Consider the following 15,152-nt stretch of genomic DNA (forward strand, 5'->3'; position numbering starts at 1 on the left):
CACCCATGAGCACGAGCCGCGTGAAATCCGCTGAGCGTGTGCTCGACGTGCTCGATCTGCTGGCTCGCCGGGGTGTGCCGCTCGCGACCGCGGACATCTCCAGCGCCCTCGACCTACCCAAGAGCACGACGCATCATTTGCTCAATGTCATGCGGGATCGACGGTTCGTCTCGTACTGGGCTGATCAACGCGCCTGGACTCTGGGTGTCTCGGCGTTCGAAGTCGGTGCGTCGTACATGCGATCCGGCCCACTGCACCGCGAGGGCCAACGATTCATGCTGGCACTCACGCAGTCGACGGACGAGACCTCCCACCTGGCGGTACTTCAAGGTTCTGACGTCATCTACCTCGACAAACGTGAACCGCTCAAGCCGGGCGTGCGGTTGGTGACCGAGATCGGGACCCGCCTTCCGGCGCACCTCACCGCAGTCGGGCGGGCAATTCTGAGCCGCCTGGACGCGGAACAGATCAGCGCGCTGTACGAGGGGTACACCTGGCCGACGCGGACCGGAACAGGACCGTCGACGCTCGCCGAACTGCGAAACCTGCTCGCCGAAGCACGCGAGAGCGGGTATGCGGTAGAAGAGAATGCGACGACATCCGGGATCAATTGCATCGCCAGCCCCGTGATCACACGGGACGGTCGTCCGGTCGCAGCTCTCGGCGTCACCTTCCTCTCCGGCTCCAAATCGGCCGAGGAGAGCGCCCTGATCGCCGACCGAGTGCGCACCGTCAGCGCCGAGTTCTCCGCCGACCTCGGCGATCGAATGGTGGAGACCCCGACCGCCGACATGTAACAAAATTCTCCGCTGCGTACTTCCCGGGCCTTGTTTTCGTCTCATATTCAAGACTAGAGTCTCGTATACAAGACTTACTGAATCACTGCCGCACTATTGGAGTCCCATGAACGCCACCCCTGCCACCCAGACAGCCACCCGAACCATCCAGGTCGGAATCGGCGCTGTCACCATCGCCGACGTCGTCGACGTCGCCCGAAACGGTTACGGCGTCGCACTGACCGCCGAGTCCCTCGCCGCGATCGCCGAAAGTCGTGCACGCATCGAAGCCCTGGCCGCAGACCCCACGCCGGTGTACGGAGTTTCCACGGGATTCGGCGCGCTTGCCACCCGGCACATCCCGGAGCATCTGCGGACGCAGTTGCAGCGCAGCCTGATCCGCTCGCATGCGGCGGGCTCGGGGCCGGAGGTCGAACGCGAAGTGATCCGGGCCTTGATGCTGCTACGCCTGTCGACGCTCGCCACCGGACGGACCGGAGTGCGCCCCGTGGTCGCGCAGGCGTACGCCGACCTACTTACCGCAGGCATCACTCCGGTGGTGCACGAATACGGCAGCCTCGGATGCTCGGGAGATCTGGCACCACTGGCGCACGTGGCGATGGCAATCATCGGCGAAGGTTCCGTCCGCACCGCCGACGGTGAACTCACCGATGCGGCAACGGCATTGGCCGCCCAAGGCCTCGAACCGGTGGTTCTGGCCGAGAAGGAAGGCCTCGCACTGATCAACGGCACCGACGGGATGCTCGGCCAATTGGCCCTCGCGATCACCGATCTCGATCATCTACTCAAGCTGGCCGACATTGCTGCCGCGATGAGCGTGGAGGGCCTGCTCGGAACCGATCAGGTATTCGCCGCAGATCTTCAGGCACTTCGCCCCCACCCCGGACAGGGTGCGGCGGCCTCGAACATGGTGCGTCTGCTGGCCGACTCCCCGATCGTTGCCAGCCATGCGGGCCCTGACTGCACCAGGGTACAGGACGCGTACTCACTGCGGTGCGCTCCGCAGGTCGCCGGCGGCGCACGTGACACCGTCGATCATGCCCGCCTCGTCGCCGGACGCGAATTGGCCAGTGCTGTCGACAATCCCGTTGTCACCCTCGACGGGCGGGTTCGGTCGAACGGCAACTTCCACGGCGCTCCCGTGGCCTACGTCTTGGACTTCCTCGCCATCGTGACCGCGGACGTCGCGGGTATCAGCGAACGCCGCACCGACCGCTTCCTCGACGTTGCGCGCAATCACGGCCTGACTCCCTTCCTCGCCGACGACCCCGGAGTCGACAGCGGACTGATGATCGCGCAGTACACGCAAGCTGCCGTCGTGTCCGAACTCAAGCGACTCGCGAGCCCCGCCAGCGTCGATTCGATTCCTTCCTCGGCCATGCAGGAAGATCACGTCTCCATGGGATGGTCGGGTGCCCGCAAGCTCCGCCGGTCCATCGACGGTCTCACCCGGGTTCTCGCCATCGAGATACTGACTGCAGCACGAGGAATCGATCTCCGGTCCCCACTCGAGCCCTCCCCCGCCACCGGAGCGGTTCTCCGGACGCTACGCGAGAAGGTGCAGGGGCCTGGTACCGACCGCTTCCTGTCCCCCGAGATCGAGGCGGCGGTGGACTTGGCGGCATCCGGCGCACTCGTTGCGGCCGCGGAGAACGCGATCGGTGCCCTGGCATGACCGCACCCGGAGCACTGAGGCCGCACCCTCGACCTGAAATCGAAGCACTCCCTCGATACTCCAAAGCCGCCGGCCTGGAGCAGGTTCGGTGGCGGGCGTCGAGCAACGAGTCGACGGTTGCACCCTCGGCGGCAATTCTCGAGGCCGTCAATCTCGCGGCCGCACACTCGCACTTGTATCCGTCGCTGTTCGGCGACACGCTGATCACCCGGTTGAGCGACCGTCTGGGCGTGGGCGACGACCAGGTATTGGTCGGCGCCGGTTCGCTGGCACTGCTCCAGCAGGTATTGACCGCATACACGGGCCCGGGTACCGAAGTCGTCTACCCGTGGCGCAGCTACGAGGCGTACCCGATTCTGATCGGAATCGCCGGAGCGAGCGGTGTACCTGTCGCACTCGATTCCGAACATAGGCACGATCTGAGTGCAATGGCGGCAGCCGTGACTCCGCAGACCCGCGCGGTACTCGTCTGCAACCCGAACAATCCGACCGGAAGCGAGTTCTCGACCGCGGAGTTCGTCTCGTTCGCCCGCTCGATCCCGGGTGACGTCCTCATCCTCCTGGACGAGGCTTACCGGGAGTTCGCGACCGGCGATGTCGACGGCGTCGACCTGCTTCGAGCCTTTCCCAACATCGTCGTATTCCGAACCTTCTCCAAGGCTTACGGATTGGCCGGCCTTCGGGCCGGCTACGCCATCACCGACTCGGCGATCGCAGCGGATCTTCGTAGCGCGGCACCGCCCTTCGGGCTCAGCGCCGTTGCCGAGGCCGCGGCCTGCGCAGCGTTGACCGATCCGGCGCACACCGATTCGATAGTCGAAACCGTAACCGAGGGTCGCGCGCACCTACGTGAGCAATTGGCTCTGCGCGGCGTCGAGTCCGTCCCCAGCGGAGCCAACTTCGTCTGGATCCCTCTCGGCGAGAGAGCTTCTGCACTCGAAGCGGCTTGCGTCGCCCAGGGTGTCTCGGTCCGGATGTTCCCTCGCGAGGGGGTGCGGGTCACCGTCGGCGAGCGGGCCGCAGAAAACGCCGTGATCTCAGCTGTGGACGCTCTCGCACACAACCTTTGACCGACTGGAGAAAAGAATGTCCGTCCACGAACTTGCTCGGTCGATCGGTTCGAGTCGCCTGATCACCGACCCGGCGGTAATGGACTCGTACCGTCGCGACGAGGCCCATCTCGCCGAACCCGGCCATCCGGTAGCCGTCATGCTCGCCGAAACTGCGGCCGACATTTCCGAGGCCCTGAAATGGGCTACTGCTCACCGTGTCCCGGTGGTAACCCGCGGGGCGGGAACCGGTTTGGCGGGCGGCGGGACAGCCGTCGAGGGCTGCCTGGTCATCTCGACCACTCGCATGCGCTCGATTCTCGAGGTCAATCCGGACGATCAGCTCGCTGTCGTGGAAGCCGGGGTGATCAACGCCGACATCAGTCGATCAGCAGACGAGTACGGGCTGATGTACGCCCCGGATCCGAGCAGTTTCGAGATCTCCACGATCGGCGGGAACATCGCCACCAACGCCGGTGGACTTCGATGCGTGAAGTACGGCGTCACCCGCGATTCAGTCTTGGGCCTCGAGGTGGTACTCGCTGACGGGCGGATCGTGCGAACGGGTCGAAGGACCGTCAAAGGTGTTGCGGGATACGACCTGACGAGCCTTCTCGTCGGTTCGGAAGGAACTCTCGGAGTCGTCACGAGCGCCACACTCAAGCTCCAACCCAAACCCAAGAGAGCACCGGTCACCGTCGTCGGCAGTTTCGATTCTCTCCGCTCCGCGGCGGACGCAGTTGCCGCGGTCGTTCGTGACGGGATCGGGCCGAGCCTGCTCGAACTGATCGATCGAGCAACCCTTCGCGCAGTCGACGACTGGAAACGAATCGGGTTGGAAGACAATACTGCCGCGATGCTGATCGCGCAGGCCGACGGGGTCGATGCCGACGCAGCAGCGGCGGCGATGCAGAAACACTTCGAACAGGCCGGCGCCGATTTTGTCGCCGTCTCGCAGGATGCAGCGGAAGCCGCACAACTACTCGAGATCCGCAGGCTCGCCTACCCGGCGTCCGAACGTCTCGGGCAATGCCTCGTGGAAGACGTCGGGGTCCCACGGTCGAAACTGCCCGACATGCTCGAAAGTATCGACCGGGCCGCTGCCGAGCATTCGGTGAAGATCATGACGGTCGCCCATGCGGGTGACGGCAACGTCCACCCGACGTTCGTATTCGACCGCACCGAAGACGGCTCGGTCCCCGAAGCCGTGTGGACCGCCGCGGACGAGGTCTTCCGGCATGCCCTCGAACTCGGCGGAACTCTCACCGGAGAGCACGGCGTCGGCGTCCTGAAGCGTCGCTGGCTCTCTCTCGAACTCGGCGAGGACAGCATGCAACTGCACCGATCGATCAAGGCCGCGTTCGATCCGCTCGGAATCCTCAACCCGGGTAAGGGTTTCTGATTCGCGAGGGGTGTTACACAGCATTTACGTGAAAACTGGTTCCGGGTATTGACGCCTGTATATACAGGCATATACATTTATCCGCAGTGACAGTGACCCAGCGCACAGAGCGCAAGGCGCAAAGCACCAAGCACGAAGAAGGTGGGCATTACCCCGACGTCGATTCCGTCGCTCGACGGGCTCGCAGCAGAAAGACAGGCCTATGACTCACGATGGACCGGCCGAGGTCATCCTCACTCCGGAGCGACGCACTATCGACGTCGTCCCGGATGCAGAACGACACGGCACCCCGCGCAGCCAGTTCACTCTCTGGTTCGGCGCCAACATGCAGATCACTGCAATCGTCGACGGTGCTCTCGCCGTCGTATTCGGCGCGGACGCCATCTGGGCGATCGTCGGACTTCTGATCGGCAACATCTTCGGTGGCGCTGTCATGGCGCTTCACTCCGCACAGGGTCCGCGCATGGGCCTCCCCCAGATGATCTCGAGTCGCGCCCAGTTCGGCGTCAAGGGAGCCGTCGTCCCGCTTGTTCTGGTCATCCTGATGTACCTCGGCTTCGCTGCCACGGGCACTGTGTTGGCCGGCCAAGCCGTCAACAAGATCCTGCACATCGACAGCCCCACCGTCGGCATCGTCGTCTTCGGTCTCCTCACCGCATTCGTCGCGGTCACCGGCTACAAGCTGATCCACATCGTCGGCAGAATCGCCACCGTCGTGGGCATCGTCGGATTCTCCTACCTGGCCGTTCGACTGTTCCTCGAGTACGACGTCGCCTCATACGTCGGCATCAAGGGCTTCGACATCGTCACCTTCCTGCTCGCGATCTCGCTGGGTGCCGGTTGGCAGCTCACCTTCGGCCCGTACGTCGCCGATTACTCGCGTTACCTGCCGCGCAGCACCTCCGAGAGCACCACGTTCTGGTCGACGTTCCTCGGTAGCGTCATCGGATCACAGTGGTCCATGACCTTCGGCGCTCTCGTCGCGGCCTGCGCAGGCGACGCGTTCCTGGGTAACCAGGTCGGCTTCATGGGAGATCTCGCCGGACCCGCTGCCATCGCCTTCCTGATCTACTTCGTCATCCTGGTCGGCAAGCTGACGGTGAACGTGCTCAACGCGTACGGCGGATTCATGTCGATCCTGACCACCGTCACAGCCTTCAACGGCCAGTCGCGAATCTCCAGCACCGCGCGCACCCTCTACATCCTCGGTTTCACCGCCGTCTCGGTGTTGATCGCGATCGCCGCCAGCGCCGACTTCCTGGACAACTTCAAGAACTTCGTCCTGGTATTGCTGATGGTGTTCACGCCGTGGAGTGCGATCAATCTGATCGACTACTACTTGATCTCCAAGGAACGCATCGACATTCCGGCGCTCTACGACGTCAACGGTCGGTACGGAGCCTGGAACTTCACTGCCCTGGCCTGCTACGCCGCCGGTGTTCTCGCCCAGATCCCGTTCCTCGCCCAGAAGATGTACACCGGCCCCGTCACGGACATGCTCGGTGGCGCCGACATCTCGTGGCTCGTCGGCATCGTCTTCACCGGCCTGATCTATTACCCGCTCGCCAAGCGCACCAGTAATCCGCCTGCGTCGATGATCTACCCCGATCACACCGCGATGACCGACTCTCGCGTCTGATCCCCCAACATCTTTCGAACTTCAGCAAGCTAGGAGAACACAATGGAAATCAGCACCCCCGGCCACGAGCCGCGCCCCGTCCGTGCTCCCCGCGGCCCCGAGCTCACGACGCTCGGTTGGCAGCAGGAGGGCGCCCTGCGCATGCTCATGAACAACCTCGACCCCGATGTTGCCGAGCACCCGGACAGCCTCGTCGTCTACGGCGGAACCGGTCGCGCAGCACGTAGTTGGGCGGCATTCGACGCCATGGTCGCCACGCTGAAGACGCTGAAGAACGACGAGACAATGCTGGTCCAGTCCGGCAAGCCGGTCGGTGTCTTCCGCACCAACGAGTGGGCACCCCGAGTCCTGATCGCCAACTCCAACCTCGTCGGTGACTGGGCCAACTGGGAGGAGTTCCGCCGTCTCGAAGACCTCGGTCTGACCATGTACGGCCAGATGACCGCAGGCTCCTGGATTTACATCGGCACCCAGGGAATCCTGCAGGGCACCTATGAGACCTTCGGCGCCATCGCGAAGAAGCGCTACAACGGCTCACTCGCCGGAACGATCACCCTCACTGCAGGTCTCGGCGGCATGGGCGGCGCTCAGCCTCTCGCTGTCACGATGAACGACGGTGTCGCGATCTGTGTCGACTGCGACATCACCCGCATCGACCGTCGTATCGCCCACAAGTACCTCGACACCAAGGCCGACAGCATCGAGCACGCGCTCGAACTCGCGACAGCGGCACGTGACGCCAAGAAGCCGCTCTCCATCGGCCTCGAAGGCAATGCGGCAGAGATCTTCCCGGCGCTGCTGGAGATGAAGGCCCCCATCGACATCGTCACCGACCAGACCTCGGCGCACGATCCCCTCGCCTACCTGCCGATCGGTATCGACTTCCCCGACATGAAGATCATGTCGGAGAAGGATCCGCAGAAGTTCACCGAAGATTCCCGCAACGCGATGGCCGCGCACGTCAAGGCCATGGTCGGATTCATGGACGCCGGCGCCGAGGTGTTCGACTACGGCAACTCCATCCGTGACGAAGCCCGCAAGGCCGGCTACGACCGCGCTTTCGACTTCCCCGGATTTGTTCCGGCCTACATCCGCCCGCTCTTCGAAGAAGGACTCGGCCCCTTCCGCTGGGCAGCGCTCTCCGGTGACCCCAAGGACATCGAGGCCACCGACAAGGCCATCCTCGAACTCTTCCCCGAGAACGAGCACCTGCGCCGCTGGATCACCATGGCAGGCGAAAAGGTTGCCTTCGAAGGCCTTCCGGCCCGCATCTGCTGGCTCGGCTTCGGCGAGCGTCACCTCGCCGGCCTCAAGTTCAACGAGATGGTCGCCTCGGGCGAACTGTCCGCACCGATCGCCATCGGCCGCGATCACCTCGACTCGGGATCGGTCGCCTCGCCGTACCGCGAAACCGAATCGATGATCGACGGGTCCGACGCCATTGCCGACTGGCCGCTGCTCAACGCCCTGGTCAACACCGCATCCGGCGCTTCGTGGGTTTCACTTCACCAGGGTGGCGGCGTCGGTATGGGACGCTCCATCCACGCGGGTCAGGTGTGCATTGCCGACGGCACCGAACTCGCAGCCAAGAAGCTCGAAGCAGTTCTCACCAACGACCCCGGTATGGGCGTCATCCGGCATGCGGATGCAGGATACGACCACGCCATCGACACGGCAGCCACACGCGGCGTCCGTATCCCGATGACCGAGAACTGAAACAGCTCCACCACCTCACCCTGAGTTAGGAATTACATTGACTACGAATGGTTCTCGAACCACAGTTCTGACCAACATCGGAACCCTCGTCACCAATGACCCGACTCTGGGTGAGGGCAAGCTCGGCGTACGACACGACGCGGCAATCGTCTTCGACGACGGCGTTGTTGCTTGGGTCGGCGATTCCGCCGACGCCCCGGCTGCCGATATCGGTCAGGATATCGGCGGTCGGGCCCTGCTTCCCGGCTTCGTGGAGAGTCACTCACACCTCGTGTTCGGTGGCGAGCGGGCCGAGGAATTCGCGGCTCGCATGGCGGGCGAAAAGTACGCCGCCGGCGGCATTCGCAACACCATCGAAGCGACGCGCTCGGCCACCGACGAGCAATTGCAGGCCAATGTTCGGCGCCTACTCGACGAATCCTTGCGCTCGGGCAGCACAACCGTCGAATGCAAGACCGGGTACGGGCAGAACACCGAGAGCGAACTACGCAGCGCGCTGATCGCCGGGCAGTTCACCGACGAGGTCACACTGCTGGCTGCCCACGTTCCACCACCCGAATATGCCGGCCGCGCCGATGATTACGTCGCCATGGCGTGCGACGAGATGATCCCTGCCTGTGCGCCACATGCGAAGTGGATCGATGTCTTCTGCGAGCGAGGAGCATTCAACCGCGAACAGGCACATGCAGTCCTGAGCGCAGGCGTCGCCGCCGGACTGATCCCCCGCGTCCACGGAAACCAACTCGGCGAAGGGCCAGGAGTCCAGCTCGCCGTCGAGATGGGTGCCGCGTCCGTCGATCACGTCACCTACGTCACCGCCGAAGACATCGATGTCCTGGCTCAGAGTTCCACCGTCGCAACACTGTTGCCCGGCGCCGACTTCTCCACCCGCAACAAGTACCCCGACGCCCGCGCACTTCTGGACGCCGGAGTCACCGTAGCTCTGGGCGCCGACTGCAACCCCGGCACCTGCTACACCACCAGCCTTCCGTTCTGCATCGCAATTGCGGTGCGAGACATGCACATGACGCCCGCTGAGGCGGTCTGGGCAGCCACTGCCGGTGGCGCCCGCGCGCTTCAACGTACCGACGTCGGAACCCTTTCTCTCGGAACACGTGCCGACGCCATCGCGCTCGATGCACCTTCGTACCTCCACCTCGCCTACCGCCCGGGCGTGCCTCTGGTGCGCGAGGTCTGGAAAAACGGCGCACTCGCCACAAGCTACTGAAATACACTCACCGGGAGGCCGTCGTGGCACATCAGATCGCAGTCGACATCGAACCCAAGCCGTGGACCGGACGCTCCGACGGTACCTCTGCCGAGCATCTGCGGTGGCATCATGCCGTGCAACCGTATTCAGTCGAGACCGCACCCGGTGACTGTGTTCTGATCGGATTCTCCAGCGACGAAGGAGTCCGTCGCAACAAGGGCCGTCGCGGTGCCGCGGACGGCCCGGACGCATTGCGAGCCGGGTTGGCTTCCATGGCGCTGGCCGAACCACTGCAGATTCAGGACGCGGGAACCGTTGCCGTGTCGGGTGAAGAACTCGAGGCCGGTCAAGCCGCACTCGGGAACGCAGTCAGCGCTGCGCTCGATTCGGGACACTTCCCCGTGGTTCTCGGGGGAGGACACGAAATCGCCTACGGTACATACCTCGGCGTCGCGGGCTCAGAGTTGCGGACCGCCGGAGCCAAACTCGGAATCCTCAACTTGGACGCGCACTTCGATCTACGTGGCGATCCGATCCCCAGCTCCGGCACGCCCTTTCGTCAGATCGCCGAGGACGAAGCCGCGGCCGGTACCTCGCATCAGTACAGCGTGATCGGAATCAGCCAGCCCAGCAACACCACTGCTCTGTTCGACACGGCCCACCGTCTCGGCGTTCGCTATCTGCTCGACGAAGAATGCGGAGTGATCGATCGAGGCGTCGTGGATCAGTTCCTCGCAGACTTCCTCGACGACGTCGATCTGGTCTACCTGACCATCGACCTCGACGTACTTCCTGCCGCCGTGGCGCCGGGCGTCAGCGCACCCGCGGCCTACGGTGTCAGCCTGGAAACCATCCAATACGTATGTGATCGAGTCACGTCGAGCGGAAAGCTCGCGGTTCTCGATGTCGCCGAACTGAACCCGAGCCTCGACGTCGACAATCGCACTGCACGGACCGCTGCTCGCCTGATCCACCGGATTGTCACCAAGCACGCACCGATTCGTCGGTAGCCTCGGCGCTAGCCTCGGCGCGCCTCCAGCGCATCGAGAATGAGATCGAGACCGTAGGCGAACTCACTCGTGTGGTCGTAAGCCGGACTCAGACCGTGATCGACGATCATCTCGTGAAGGAAGGGCAACTCTTCAGCCGGAAGGTGCTCGAGGATGCCACTCGCAACTTCTTCGACGTCGCCGGGGGCGCTGATCGGTAGATTTGCCTCCTGGAGAACATATCCGCCGATGTAGCTGTCGATCAGCGAGGCTCCATGGGCGGCCATCGGCAGCGTGAACCCCGCCTTCCGGAAAACTCCCAGCACAGCGTCGAGATGACGCAAAGTCGCCGAGCCAGGGTTGCGTCGCGAATCCAGCAGACCGAGAGCCCAACGGTGCTGCGACAGGACTGCTCGAGCGGAAAAGGCGCGGACGCGGATTGCATCTCGCCAATCCGCACACTCGCTGTCGGGTAGGTCGATCGCCTCGAAGACCGCATCGACGACGCCGTCGAGAATCGCATCTTTGTTGGGCACGTGGTGGTAGAGCGACATTGCTTCGATGCCCAATTCCTGAGCCACTCGTCGCATCGTGACGGCCTCGACACCGCCGGCGTCGGCAACGCGGATTGCACCCTCGATCACGCGAGTTCTGTTCAGCGACTGTCGCGGTTGCCGTGCCACGCAGACTCCCCTCCGAGGAACGAATACGTTGACAACCTTACAGACGTAAGTCACCCTTACAGGTGTAAGTCAGCCTTACGCTCGTAAGGCGCTCGCGAAAGGAGATCACGATGCCGATGCCGAGATGGTGGGGACACGTCAACAAGCGAGTGTTCAATCCGCGAGCGATCTCGAGCGGGAAGTGGCCGGTACTGACACACATCGGACGCACATCCGGGACGACCTATCAGACGCCTCTCGACGCCTATCCGGTCGACGGCGGCTACGTCTTCATCCTGGTGTACGGATCAGGCTCGGACTGGGTGCAGAACGTCTTGAAAGCGGGGAGCGCTCGACTGTCGGTCGACGAGACGGAGGTGAGCCTCGGCGCCCCGCGCCTCGTCGCGAAAGACGAAGCATTTCAAGCACTTTCCTCAGACGTGTCCCAACCCCCGAGGATGCTCCGCATCACCGAGTATCTCCGGATGGATCTGACTACGGCTTGAACCTGCTCGTCACGCGAGGACCTCGCGCACGGCGGACCTGACTTCGTCCATGCTGCAACCGGATTCGATCAGTTCTGTACCCGTATGCACGAGCGAGTTGATCAACTTCGCGGTGAGCTTGGGGTCCGACACACCGCGGAGACGGAGTGCCTCGACCAGAGGAAGCACAAGACTGTCGTGCATTTCCATGATCCGCGAATCTCGAAACGTTTGCGGGGTCAGCGTCGCCAGCGCTCCGACTATCGCATGCTCCCCGTCGGCAACCAATTGCAGATTTGCTTCGACGTACGCCCATACCGGATCGTCGGCGCCTGCCATCGCCTCGACGATCTTGTCGTTCCAGCGCGGGAACATGTCTTCGACGACAGCGCTGAGGAGATCCTCTCGGGACCGGAAATAGTGGTAGGCACTCGACCTGGCCAGCCCGGCCTTCGCTGCAACCTCACCGAGCCCCGGCGGCCGGTCCGGGGTCTCGGACAGAAGAGCGTGTGCAGCGTCGAGGAGAGAACGGCGCTGAGCAGCGCGATGCTCGGCCACAGTGGGGGCATCGATCCTCGGCACCGAATCTCCTCCAGTCCCCTTGCGGGCTTACTCGCTCTGACGCAATCGACCGTCAACCATTTCGAGGATGCGGTCGCAGTGCCCGAGCACGTCGTGATCATGGGTCACCATGATCGTAGCGACGCCTGCTTCATGAGTTTCGCGCGAGAGCAGTTCAACCACTTCGTGGCTGCGCTTGCGGTCGAGAGCAGCCGTCGGCTCGTCTACGAGCAGGAGCGAGGGATTACTCATCAGTGCCCGAGCGATACCCACACGTTGACGTTCGCCTCCGGAGAGCTGCCCGGGCCGGCGATCGGCACGGTGACTCATACCGACCGAGTCGAGCAGTTCATCGGCGTCGCGTCCGGACCGCCCCGTAATCTTGGCAACCAGCCGAAGCTGATCACGCGCCGTCAACGCCGGAACAAGGTTTCCGGATTGAAAGACGAATCCGATCTTGTCTCGCCGGAGTTCGGCCAGGGCACGGGCCGGCATGGCCGTGACGTCGGTGCCGTCTATGACGACCGACCCACTCGAGGTACGCGCGAGGCCGCCTGCGACAGCGAGCAAGCTCGACTTACCAGCGCCTGACGGCCCGACGATCGCGACGAGTTCCCCACGCCGGACGTCGAGATTCACGTCGTCGAGGGCGAGCACGGTGGAGTCACCGTCACCGAATCGAAGACAGACCGCGTCCAATGTCAATCCGGTAGTGGTCTTTTCGACTGTGGTCATCGGTTTTCTCCCAACGCGGTGAGCGGGTTGACACGGGTGATGCGGACGATGGCAACGGCTGCGCCCATCAGCCCGAGTACCGCCAAGAGCGCAGCGCCGTTGACGATCGGACCGGACTCGAGAGCGAACGGCATTCCTCCACCTTCGAGTCCCGAGCCGAGACCCAACCCGAGTAGGACGCCAACACCGATGGAGCCGAGCAGCACCACCAATGCCTGCGTCAATCCGTCGCGGAGCAGGAAACCGGTGGAAGCACCCATCGCACGCAACACTGCGAGTTCACGACCGCGCTGAACAGTCCAGATACTGAAGAATGCGCCGACAACCAGCGCGGAGATCGCGTACAGAAACGCCTTGATCATCGACATCGTCATCATTTCCGCGGAGAAACCCGGCGACGAGTCGAAAGAGTCCTCGAGCGTCTTGGCAGACGTTCCCGCCGCCGCATCTCCCGATGCGAGGTCCGGCAACGCATCGCCCTTGCCTCGGATTGCCACAACACTTGCCTCGGAATACGCACTGGCGTTGACAGTTTCGCCGATCTTGGCGCCGGCGTGTACCTCCTGCCAGGTATGCAAGGGCAGGTAGGCGACGTCGACGTGTCCGAAAGTGCGTTTGTCTTCGGTGAATCCGACCACTGTCAGCTCGGTGCCGAGTCGGTCGAGTACGACGGTGTCACCGATCGAGACACCGTCGTCACGGAAGGTGGAGCTGACGATGATGTCGGTGTCAGCGAGCAAAGCCCTCCCGTCGGCAGGGGCGGGTTCGAGGAACGAGCCCGGTTCGATGCCGAAAAGAGTGAGATCGACGGGAGTGCCACTGCGAGTTTTTGCATTGACGATCATGTTTCCGAACAGTTCGGCGTCTTGGACATCCGGTTGCGCGCGCCATGCCTGCGCCTGCTCTTCGGTGACGACCGACCGTGAAAAGGCAGAGTCTGCCTTCGTGTCCGGAGCGAAGGCGAATGCCTGGATCGGTGTCCGCTGCAACGCGGACACACCATCGTTGACCAGGCCGGACGAGAGCCCGGACAGGATCACCATCAGGATCGCGATGAGGGCAACCACGGCACCCATCAAGAGGAATCGATTTCGCGCAAACCACAGTTCACGCAGGGCGAGGAACATTCGGGAAGCTCCAAAGTCGTCGATGCGAGTCACGCCGACTTTTATCGACGCCTTGTCGAAATCATATCGACAAGGCGTCGAAAAGCTATGTGAGGTACATAACTACGACTTGTAGTAGGCAACCGAAGCAGTGAGTGCCGAATCAACCCACAATGCCCACTGGTCGATCTCCCACAATCGAGATTCGGTCCATCACACGTCTCGCCGGGAAGTAGTCGCTGGCTGCATAGTGCTGGCACGTTCGGTTGTCCCAGAAGGCAACGGTATTCGGCTCCCACTTGAGACGGACCTGAAACTCCGGACGGTTGACGTGCCGGTAGAGCATCGCGAGAAGCTCGTTCGACTCCTCTTCGGATACCCCCAAGATTTTCTGCGTGAAGGTCATGTTGACGAACAACACCCGCCTGCCGCTTTCGGGAATGACCCGCACCACGGGGTGCCGCACAGCAGGAAACTCAGGCCGCAGCATCTCGACGGCATCGGCCGGCATCGACCTCCCGAAAGAATTGATCCAATCATGTTCAGCAACAAGAGGATCGATTCGCCTCTTGACGTCTTCCGGAAGCAGATCGTAGGCAGCAGCGGTGTCAGCCCACAATGTGTCACCACCCACCTCTGGCACCTCGACTGCACGAAGCACGGCAGCAAACGATGGAAACTCGTGCCACGTCACGTCGTTGTGCCAGTTGTTCTCGACGCCGCCGACCATCCCATCCTTGGCCAGCGTCGTGACATCGACGTCCGTCTGCCCGGGCTGCGTGTACTTGAAGAACGGATGCTGTTCCAGATCGCCCCAACGCTCGGCAAATGCTCGATGTTCCGCTCGGTCGAGGTCCTGATCCCGAAAGAAGAGGACTTTCCATTCCAGGAGAGCTCGGCGGAGTTCCGCAATCACGGCATCGGACAGGCCCCCGCTGAGTCGAATACCGGAGATTTCCGCTCCGATCGTCGGCGCGACCGCCTTGACTGCAAAGTGTTCGTACGGCGCCGGAACTACCGACTCGGGATTCCGGCGAGCAACGAGTGGACCGTAGGCAGCAAGCGGATCGGTGGGGATCGGAAAGATTGTTGCCGCAGGAAAAAGGGTAGCCATCAGGGCACTTCC

Annotated in this window: 14 protein-coding genes; 9 read left to right on the top strand and 5 right to left on the bottom strand. The window is 63.1% G+C overall.

Features of this window, described 5'->3' with window-relative positions:
* The first annotated feature begins 5 nt into the window (after positions 1-5).
* From ABWI03_RS01855 to hutG, 8 genes are all read left to right on the top strand, one after another.
* Complete coding sequence (locus tag ABWI03_RS01855; RefSeq protein ID WP_095968444.1) at positions 6-797, top strand: IclR family transcriptional regulator; 792 nt, start codon at positions 6-8, stop codon at positions 795-797.
* A 106-nt stretch (positions 798-903) separates the two neighbouring features.
* Entirely contained in the window at positions 904-2,472 is a 1,569-nt protein-coding gene (gene hutH / locus ABWI03_RS01860; RefSeq protein ID WP_298777141.1) for a histidine ammonia-lyase, read from the top strand.
* Entirely contained in the window at positions 2,469-3,542 is a 1,074-nt protein-coding gene (locus ABWI03_RS01865; RefSeq protein ID WP_298777140.1) for an aminotransferase class I/II-fold pyridoxal phosphate-dependent enzyme, read from the top strand. Before hutH ends, ABWI03_RS01865 begins: the two co-directional genes overlap by 4 nt.
* Before the next feature lie 16 nt (positions 3,543-3,558).
* Positions 3,559-4,923, top strand: coding sequence for an FAD-binding oxidoreductase (locus ABWI03_RS01870; protein WP_124569608.1), 1,365 nt, complete (start codon positions 3,559-3,561; stop codon positions 4,921-4,923).
* Positions 4,924-5,125: 202 nt separating this feature from the next.
* Positions 5,126-6,562: a purine-cytosine permease family protein gene (locus ABWI03_RS01875; RefSeq protein ID WP_069145581.1), complete on the top strand. Its 1,437-nt coding sequence runs from the start codon at positions 5,126-5,128 to the stop codon at positions 6,560-6,562.
* A gap of 42 nt (positions 6,563-6,604) precedes the next feature.
* On the top strand, positions 6,605-8,278 hold the full coding sequence (gene hutU, locus ABWI03_RS01880; protein ID WP_298777139.1) for a urocanate hydratase: 1,674 nt from the start codon (positions 6,605-6,607) through the stop codon (positions 8,276-8,278).
* A gap of 37 nt (positions 8,279-8,315) precedes the next feature.
* Complete coding sequence (hutI, locus tag ABWI03_RS01885) at positions 8,316-9,506, top strand: imidazolonepropionase (RefSeq protein WP_296551978.1); 1,191 nt, start codon at positions 8,316-8,318, stop codon at positions 9,504-9,506.
* 23 nt (positions 9,507-9,529) lie between these two features.
* A complete protein-coding gene (gene hutG / locus ABWI03_RS01890) occupies positions 9,530-10,498 on the top strand; it encodes a formimidoylglutamase (protein WP_298777138.1) in 969 nt (322 codons plus the stop codon).
* 8 nt (positions 10,499-10,506) lie between these two features.
* On the opposite strand, the gene ABWI03_RS01895 is transcribed toward hutG, so the two are convergent.
* Positions 10,507-11,160, bottom strand: coding sequence for a TetR/AcrR family transcriptional regulator (locus tag ABWI03_RS01895; protein WP_235170331.1), 654 nt, complete (start codon positions 11,158-11,160; stop codon positions 10,507-10,509).
* Positions 11,161-11,270: 110 nt separating this feature from the next.
* On the opposite strand from ABWI03_RS01895, the gene ABWI03_RS01900 reads away from it, so the two are divergent.
* Positions 11,271-11,645 (top strand): nitroreductase family deazaflavin-dependent oxidoreductase, encoded by a 375-nt coding sequence (locus ABWI03_RS01900; protein WP_298777137.1) that lies wholly within the window; start codon positions 11,271-11,273, stop codon positions 11,643-11,645.
* A 9-nt stretch (positions 11,646-11,654) separates the two neighbouring features.
* Here ABWI03_RS01900 and ABWI03_RS01905 read toward each other — a convergent pair whose 3' ends face one another.
* The 4 genes from ABWI03_RS01905 to ABWI03_RS01920 all read right to left on the bottom strand — a co-directional run bounded on the left by ABWI03_RS01905 (position 11,655) and on the right by ABWI03_RS01920 (position 15,140).
* Positions 11,655-12,206: a TetR/AcrR family transcriptional regulator gene (locus ABWI03_RS01905; protein ID WP_124569599.1), complete on the bottom strand. Its 552-nt coding sequence runs from the start codon at positions 12,204-12,206 to the stop codon at positions 11,655-11,657.
* A gap of 27 nt (positions 12,207-12,233) precedes the next feature.
* Positions 12,234-12,920: an ABC transporter ATP-binding protein gene (locus ABWI03_RS01910; protein WP_298777136.1), complete on the bottom strand. Its 687-nt coding sequence runs from the start codon at positions 12,918-12,920 to the stop codon at positions 12,234-12,236.
* On the bottom strand, positions 12,917-14,047 hold the full coding sequence (locus ABWI03_RS01915) for an ABC transporter permease (RefSeq protein WP_298777759.1): 1,131 nt from the start codon (positions 14,045-14,047) through the stop codon (positions 12,917-12,919). The genes ABWI03_RS01910 and ABWI03_RS01915 overlap by 4 nt, the downstream gene beginning before the upstream one ends.
* A gap of 142 nt (positions 14,048-14,189) precedes the next feature.
* Entirely contained in the window at positions 14,190-15,140 is a 951-nt protein-coding gene (locus tag ABWI03_RS01920; RefSeq protein WP_298777135.1) for a TauD/TfdA dioxygenase family protein, read from the bottom strand.
* Positions 15,141-15,152: the final 12 nt, after the last annotated feature.

The organism is Rhodococcus baikonurensis, assembly GCF_040489275.1.
GTDB classification, from domain to species: domain Bacteria; phylum Actinomycetota; class Actinomycetes; order Mycobacteriales; family Mycobacteriaceae; genus Rhodococcus_F; species Rhodococcus_F baikonurensis.

Coding starts and splice junctions, on each gene's coding strand:
- ABWI03_RS01870 (WP_124569608.1), top strand. CDS start 3,559: ATGTCCGTCCACGAACTTGCTCGGTCGATCGGTTCGAGTCGCCTGATC.
- ABWI03_RS01915 (WP_298777759.1), bottom strand. CDS start 14,047: ATGTTCCTCGCCCTGCGTGAACTGTGGTTTGCGCGAAATCGATTCCTC.
- hutU (WP_298777139.1), top strand. CDS start 6,605: ATGGAAATCAGCACCCCCGGCCACGAGCCGCGCCCCGTCCGTGCTCCC.
- hutH (WP_298777141.1), top strand. CDS start 904: ATGAACGCCACCCCTGCCACCCAGACAGCCACCCGAACCATCCAGGTC.
- ABWI03_RS01875 (WP_069145581.1), top strand. CDS start 5,126: ATGACTCACGATGGACCGGCCGAGGTCATCCTCACTCCGGAGCGACGC.
- ABWI03_RS01900 (WP_298777137.1), top strand. CDS start 11,271: ATGCCGATGCCGAGATGGTGGGGACACGTCAACAAGCGAGTGTTCAAT.
- ABWI03_RS01865 (WP_298777140.1), top strand. CDS start 2,469: ATGACCGCACCCGGAGCACTGAGGCCGCACCCTCGACCTGAAATCGAA.
- ABWI03_RS01855 (WP_095968444.1), top strand. CDS start 6: ATGAGCACGAGCCGCGTGAAATCCGCTGAGCGTGTGCTCGACGTGCTC.
- ABWI03_RS01910 (WP_298777136.1), bottom strand. CDS start 12,920: ATGACCACAGTCGAAAAGACCACTACCGGATTGACATTGGACGCGGTC.
- ABWI03_RS01920 (WP_298777135.1), bottom strand. CDS start 15,140: ATGGCTACCCTTTTTCCTGCGGCAACAATCTTTCCGATCCCCACCGAT.